The organism is Robbsia andropogonis (assembly GCF_000970345.1).
In the GTDB taxonomy this organism is placed as follows: domain Bacteria; phylum Pseudomonadota; class Gammaproteobacteria; order Burkholderiales; family Burkholderiaceae; genus Robbsia; species Robbsia andropogonis.
The window spans coordinates 146,464-153,512 of record NZ_LAQU01000014.1 but is presented as its reverse complement, the minus strand read 5'-3'; the positions used below and the strand labels follow the sequence as shown (position 1 = coordinate 153,512).

7 protein-coding genes are annotated in these 7,049 nt (G+C 55.9%); 2 read left to right on the top strand and 5 right to left on the bottom strand.

Annotated features, from left to right (window positions below):
- The 5 genes from WM40_RS14675 to WM40_RS14660 form a co-directional block, all read right to left on the bottom strand.
- Nucleotides 1-869, bottom strand: an 869-nt coding sequence (locus WM40_RS14675; RefSeq protein ID WP_236693523.1) for an MATE family efflux transporter, incomplete at its 3' end; no start/stop codon positions are given.
- Nucleotides 870-872: 3 nt separating this feature from the next.
- Nucleotides 873-2,549 carry a glycoside hydrolase family 44 protein gene (locus WM40_RS14670; RefSeq protein ID WP_046153232.1) on the bottom strand — a complete coding sequence of 559 codons (1,677 nt, stop codon included), beginning with the start codon at nucleotides 2,547-2,549 and terminating at the stop codon, nucleotides 873-875.
- A complete protein-coding gene (locus tag WM40_RS30150) occupies nucleotides 2,527-3,114 on the bottom strand; it encodes a hypothetical protein (RefSeq protein ID WP_162199078.1) in 588 nt (195 codons plus the stop codon). The genes WM40_RS14670 and WM40_RS30150 overlap by 23 nt, the downstream gene beginning before the upstream one ends.
- 71 nt (nucleotides 3,115-3,185) lie before the next feature.
- Entirely contained in the window at nucleotides 3,186-3,899 is a 714-nt protein-coding gene (locus tag WM40_RS27940; RefSeq protein ID WP_157685804.1) for a hypothetical protein, read from the bottom strand.
- 79 nt (nucleotides 3,900-3,978) lie between these two features.
- Nucleotides 3,979-4,761 (bottom strand): polysaccharide biosynthesis/export family protein, encoded by a 783-nt coding sequence (locus WM40_RS14660; protein WP_024904673.1) that lies wholly within the window; start codon nucleotides 4,759-4,761, stop codon nucleotides 3,979-3,981.
- Between the two features lie 134 nt (nucleotides 4,762-4,895).
- Here WM40_RS14660 and WM40_RS14655 point away from each other — a divergent pair, with 134 nt between their 5' ends.
- Nucleotides 4,896-5,522 carry a GumC domain-containing protein gene (locus WM40_RS14655; RefSeq protein ID WP_082102765.1) on the top strand — a complete coding sequence of 209 codons (627 nt, stop codon included), beginning with the start codon at nucleotides 4,896-4,898 and terminating at the stop codon, nucleotides 5,520-5,522.
- Nucleotides 5,523-5,701: 179 nt separating this feature from the next.
- Entirely contained in the window at nucleotides 5,702-7,048 is a 1,347-nt protein-coding gene (locus tag WM40_RS14650; protein ID WP_046153209.1) for a GumC domain-containing protein, read from the top strand.
- The last annotated feature ends 1 nt before the right edge of the window (nucleotide 7,049 follow it).

Below are 7,049 nucleotides of genomic sequence, written 5' to 3'. Positions count from 1 at the left end.
AACAAGCCTGTTTCTCGCGACGATGCCACCATGCCAAGCGCGATGGCGGGCAACGACGTAATCAACAGTTTTGTGAGTTCCAGCGTAAAAAGAGACAATCCCGTTTTGAGAAGTTTCGGTTTTATAACCGGCGCAGTATCCGTATGCGGCAGCGCAGCCATGAAATGCCGCAACAGAAACAGACCGACCACCGCAGCTACAACGAAGCTGCTGCCCATCAACAACAAGGCGCTACTTACCGTCAGTGTATGAGTGAGCAGCATCGGAATGGCGGCCACGCAGAAAACGGCCGGCCAGAGCCAGGAATAGACCATCTGACTATAGCCGACACGCTGTAGCCCGGACAGTGCGCCTGCAATCGCAGTGCCCAGATTCTGGGGGATCAGCGACAGTGCGCCAAAAACGAGCGGCCAGGCCAGCCCGGGCTTTTTCAAGATGCTGTCTGCAAAAGAGAAGGCACACACGACCAGCAAGATCGAGACAATCGTCGACGCCAGCGCGACAAGCACCAAGGCGCGACGGATCGCGGGGCGCACGGCCGCCATTCGCCCCGCCGCCACGTCAATGGCGATCTGGCGTGTCAGTGCCTGATCCATGCCAAGACGGCCGAAACCGGCCAACACCACCAAGGTGCTGAAAACAATGTAGAAGTTCCCCATCTCAACGACGCCGAGCGCCGCGGCGATGAGCAGGTGAAAACCATAGCGGCTGGGCAAATCGAGCAGACGTACCCCCAGGCTGACCAACGCGCCCCGGATCATCGAACTGCCACGCGGACTTGTCCCGACACCGCTGGCCGTACTGGCATCCGGCGGTCCCTCGGTGCTTCCCGCGGTCTTGCTTTCGATCACGCCTGTCCCCAGAGTCAAGCCTTACTGAACTGCGTTATGCACGACAAATAATGTCACGCTTTGCTGTGGCAGGGTGGCGCTGAGTTGCCCGCTGGAATAAGCCAGATCGGACAGACGGGTGATCGCATTGTTCGCGAGTTGCCACACTTCCGCTGTGCCGCTCGATGTGATGTTATTGAGCGAGGCAGTTACCGTCGACGGCAGACTGAGTTGTTTGTTCACCACCATCAGCGTTACTGCATTATCCACGCGAATCGCCGCGAACGCGGACACGTTGTCCGGGTTCGCGACTGTGGTGGAAATACTCGTCGCGCCGAACGCAGAGCCCGCACCATCGTAATTCCGGTATAACTTGATCGCCTTGTACACCGGCATTGTCGAATCGATCGTGCCCCACCGCGTGGCCATGTCCAAACCTTCACGGCCGAAAATGCCAAGGATGTCGGCCTGCGCGGTGGCGCCGTTCATCAACGTATCGCCACCCCAATTGTATTCAGTGATCGCAATTGGCGTGCCGGAGTAATAGTACGTATTCACCCAGTTGCGCATTCTCGGGATCAACGCTATCACGCTGTTAATGTAGGTAGGATCGATGTAGCTCTGATCCCACAAGTCCCGGGTAGACACATTGCGTTTCAGCATGATGTCTTCCGAACCGGTCGTATCCTGGTACTCGTTGCTCTGCGGATAGAAATGCAGACTGAACACATCAATCGGATGACCAGCGGCCTTCCACTGCGAGAGCAGCCACGGCACGTAGTCCATCCCCCCCGTCTGGCTCGTCTTATCAGGTGCGTTCGCGTAACCGTGGGTGATCGAATACTGCTGATCGTAGCCGCTATAGAGATAGCCATTCCAGCCCCACTCTTCGGGTGCCAGTATCTGGGCGCTCGAATCCGCTGCCTTTACCGCCTGTGAATATGAGATGACCCTGGCTGCCATATCACTCGCATGCGCGCCGGTTGGCTGAACATCAAAATGGATTAACTGCCAGACGCTGGGCTCGTTATCCATTGCGTAATAGCGCACGCCACCCGCGCTTCCCGTGCCGAACTGCTGAACCAATGCCGCCACACGCGCTTGTTCATTCGCCGTGCTGTCGGTCATGGTTGCATCGTCTGGGTCGTTACCCGTTATTTGAGTACCGCCGATCAAGATACCGTTCCCGGCGTCAGGAAAACCATCGACGTCATTGCTGACCTGCGCGCCGTATTTTGCAATCGAAAAACTGGCGAGCTTGGCGTTATTTGCGCCCAACTTCGCGATCCGCCCAATCATCGGGATCGTCAAGATAGGCGCGGCACCCGCAGCTTGCGCAGCGGTTACAAAACGCGCACCGTACTGGTCGTTCGGATCATTCACGTCAACAGGAAGGCTCTCGAAATACCAATCACGTCCCGCGTTTCTGGCATCCAGTTGCCAGTTATACAGCGAAGCACTGTCACCGCCAGAACGGTCGAGCGGAACACGAAGATCAAGCAACGTCTGCGCGCTGCCGAAATTGATGCCGTAAATCATCGGATTAATGGCGTGGCGATTGACCGCCGCATCAACGGTGATCGCCGCCGTTGCAGCCGGACCCGCTGTCGCCGCCGCGGCCGAGATCCGTGAAGAGGAACCACCGGAGCACCCGGCCAGAATCGACAGCACTACTTTTATGCCTACCGTCGCACATCTACGACGCTTCAAGCCGCGCATGAACGCTCCCGACATTCTTTTGATCGGCTCCCCTGGTCGGGCTTGTTCTTGCTTCTAATGTTCCCAGCTCGCCGACGCGCCATATGTAGACAAAAATAGCAAGAATGACGGCGGTCTCGCCCGGCACCAAGGTAGGCGGGTAAAAAAATGAGATGAATAGAATATAAATCAGGTAGTCGCATAGCGCTCCAAGGAAATCATCTTCGACTTTCGCCTGCAATTGCCGATAGAGCAGCAAACCGCGAACCTGGAAAAGTAAGATGATAAATGCGCCAATGAGCCCATATTCGAAAACGATACCAAGCCACGTGATGTCGGCAAGAAAGAAAAAATGGTGGAAATAGTCGATCAGGGTTTCCGAGCTGGTCGGACTGATCGTGCCAACGCCGAAAATCCACCTTATCGGATCCCCGCCAAGGAACTGACTGGCGAGATCGATCGTGATGCGACGCGTATCGAAGCCACTGTTGGCGTCGGTACTAAAAGCCGTCGCAAGATAGCCGGTCGAGAACATGCCGACCAGCACTATGGGGGCACAGAGGACCAGGCCAATACGTGCCGGCACCTTGGACCACCGGAAAGTATTGAAGAGAATCACCGCGGAGATGGCAATGATGCCCGAGCGTGCCTTGACAATCAGTAACGCGACGGCAAATACAACGGCAGCACCGAGCAGATAGCGCATGCTGCGTTCGAAATAGGCTCGCCTGTAGCAAAAGAAAACAATACCATCGGGAAGTACATCGACATTCGAATCCGGTGCCCGCGACTGTCAGCGGAAAAGAAGTCCGATTGCCCAAGGACGTACTTCGTGTTGTACCAACTGTTTGGCACGAACAGGTACATTGCGATCAATGCGCCCACTACGATGACGCCGCACGTCAAAAACCCCTTTTCCACCTCGGCCAGCGTCGGCTTCAGTAAGAACAGCACGGCGGCAAAGGAAAAGAAATATAAGACGGGCAGCAGTTTCACCTGCGCGGTGATGCTGGTGAAAAAACTTTCGTTGAAATAGAAAATCGCGGCAAAGCTGGGAAACAATACCAGCCACGCCAAACTGATCAGGATCTGCCGTGTCACCGGAAGACGAACATGGCCACGCAACAGCAGCACCAATGGCAGGGACAGCACGGGAAATGCCTTGGATAACGCCCACAGCGGATACAGCGCATTGATGTAATGGAACGTCTGGCCGAACATGGGCAATAACGCGATCAGCCACCATTTGACCTTGGTTCTGACGGGCGCGACCGAGAAAACGGCGGCATGGCCTTCCGTCGATGAAGCGATTTCCATCTCGTTTAATGTCCCTGCCTGACGACGGAAGCGCGACGTCTTCCGCGAAAGCATCACGCTACCTATGAAAGAAGACGTCCGGTCTCTCGCACCCTGCTCGCCATGGATGCCTAGCGCGCGACTGCCGCCGGAATCATCGGACCACGCCAGGGTTGTTTGTAATCGAGTAACTGAAACCCTTTGTAAAGGGGATTGCCTGGTTCAGATTCTGGTCGACCCATTGATCAACCTCGGCAATGGATGACTTCGGCACAAAAATCGTGTCGGTTGGCCGCAATACGATATCCTGCCTCGGATCACCACGATGCGTCAGCGCATCCAGGTCGACTGTGCGCATCATCGGCCGGCCATCCGGGCTCCGACGAATCACGACCACTTCGTGCGTCCGCGCCGTATCCAGCAATCCTTGCGCCGCCATGATCGCCTGCATCACGCTCATACCCGCCTCCAGCGTGATCTGCCCCGGTTGCTTCACCTGTCCGCCGACATAGACCCTCGCGGCCGTTTGCGCGATTCCCACGGAAGCGTGCGCATTTGCCGTAACACCGGCGGTCATAAGCGCTTTATTGATATTGTCCGCGAGCTGCGCCGTTGTTAATCCGCCAGCGTGGATCGTGCCCGCGAACGGCATGGCCAATGTCCCGTCCGGTGCAACCGGTCCGCGGTAATTCAATTCGGAATTGAAAGGCAAGTTGATCGCCAGTTCGTCGCCAGGCTGGATCTGATAGGCAGTCGCCGGCGCATCCGACCATGTCGCGAACCCTTGCGGCTGCTGGTACTCCGAGTGTACCCACGTGTGCGAACACGCACTCAGTGCCGTCATCACCAAAGCGAAGACAGGAACCAGCGGACGGAATGTTTTCATCATGCGCGAGGCAAAGAGCAATGGTTCCCACTCCTGAAAAGTGTCCGGCATGGTTGAAAACTTGCCGCGGCACCGTGGGCCCAACGCTAAATTTTAGGAAACTCAGTCTACCATGACCATTTATATCTTTTCGCACGTATTATATGCGGCTGGGATCTCAAATGTTGGCCTAAAAAAGAACAGGTATGGCTATTACGACTAGAACAAGGCCCGATCGCAAGGCTGCTGACGTCGAAGTGTCTATCCGCGACTATTTCAATACTTTCTTCTATTACCGGAAGATTGCAGCCACCGTTTTTATGGGTATCGTGACGATCGGGGTAATCGTCGCGCTAGCCGTTCCCATGCCTTATCGAGCACAGGCAACATTGCTCGTACTTCTTGCCGGCTATTACGATCAATCGAACAGCCCGAATGGCAATGTGCCGATTCAACCTGCCGTAGGGCAGCTAAATAGCGTCGAAGCCCAGATTCTGGGCAGCCCAGAACTTCATCGCGACGTGATTGTCGCCAAGCTGGGGCCATCCGCAACCGAAGCCGAGATCAACAAGCAGCTGCAACATTTCGAGAGCCGGTTTCACATCGAACAAAATGACCTCGCCAACACGATCAAATTGTCGTATTCCGATGCCGATCCGAATGTCGCGGCGAATACGCTCTCGCGTCTCCTAGATCAATATTTTAAACGCCGAGCGGCAATATTTACCTCCGGCCGAGTCGGTCTTCTCAATGAACAAAGGGATCAAGCCGGGAATGCATTAAAAAATGCCAATGCCGACCTCCTTACTTTTCAGAAAAATACGGCATTGTAAATATTGATGATCAAATCACGCGCGCCGTTCAACTTGAAAGTAATCTCGTTTCCAGAAAACTTGATAACGACTCGAAATTAGCGCAAGACCGTGCCGAGCTTAAATCGCTGCTCGCTACCTCGCAAAACGTCAAAGAGACGATACCCATCTTTACCGACGATACCGAGGCATCGCGCGCGATGGCGACGATGCAGGTCTCGTTGATGCAATTGGAAACGCGACGGGCCGATCTGGCGTCGCGCTACATGTCAACATCGCCTTTTGTCGCGCAACTCGACCAGCAGATTGCAGACACGCGCGCCAGCATGGCCAAGCAAAAGTCACAACTGCCGAACTCGACGCGCTTTGGTCACAACACCTACTATGACACGGTTCAGGCACGTCTATCGGCCCTCAGCTCCAGCATCGCCGGGGAGACCGCGCTTGGACAGGAGTTGCAGGAGCAGATCAAAGGCGCGCGAGCACGTTTGCAGCAGTTAAGCGATGTGTCAAGTCAGATCCGCCAGCTTCAGGCTAACCGCGACATTTTATCGGACAGCTACAAGGATCGCGCACGACAAGCGGAAATGGCGGCTGCCCAACAAGGCCAGGTCAGTCAGGTAAACAGTACAAACGTACGGGTTGTACAAGCGCCGTTCCCTCCGTCGCAACGCAGCGTGTCGCGCGGCCTGATCATCGGCGCGAGCATCCTTGCCGGGCTGGCGCTGTCAGCGCTCGCCGTGCTGATTGCGGCCAGCCTCCGGGAAACGTTCCTGAGTCCTGAGCAAGTCGAACGCGCTTTGGCACTACCCGTTCTGAATGCCCAGGTTCAGGTCGGCAGGAATAGCGCCGCCGATCGTCATGACACGACATTCAGGCCGTTACTCAAAGCGTATGGTCGCATGATTGCCGCCATCAACGGCAGCACCGACAATCCGACGAAAATCATCATGGCATTGTCGTTCGGGCCCACCGACGGCTTGCTGTCCGTCATCCGTGGTCTTGCGATTGAACTCGAGCCTCGCTCCACGAAACCGATCCTGATTCTCGATCTGGCCTCCAGCGCGGAGGCCCCGCTGTATGGCAAACCGAGTGCGCAAGGATTGTTGACGTGGGCCGAAAGCGACTTGCAAGGCAATACGCCCCTGCACCAGAACGGCCCCGACCAAGCGTACGTGCCCCCGCCGAATGTAGATACCAACGGCATGGCCATTGCGCAGGTGGATCGACACAATATTGTCGTTGCACGACCGAATGACGGTGACTTCCCATCCTCGTGGGAAAAGACCCGGGCGCTATTCGATTCTCTGCGTCACACCTACGACTACATCATCGTGCACGCACCACCGGCGAATCAGTCCTTCAGCGGTATTGAAAATGCCTCGCTTGCAGACGCGTCCGTCCTGGTTCTGCGCGCCGAGTACACTCGCAAGCCAGTGATATTGAGCCTGAAGGAACAGATCCAGGATTCAGGAGGCCGGCTGATTGGCGTAGCGCTAACGCATCGTCGTGGCTACATTCCGAACTTCGTATATCGCTTCTTCTAAC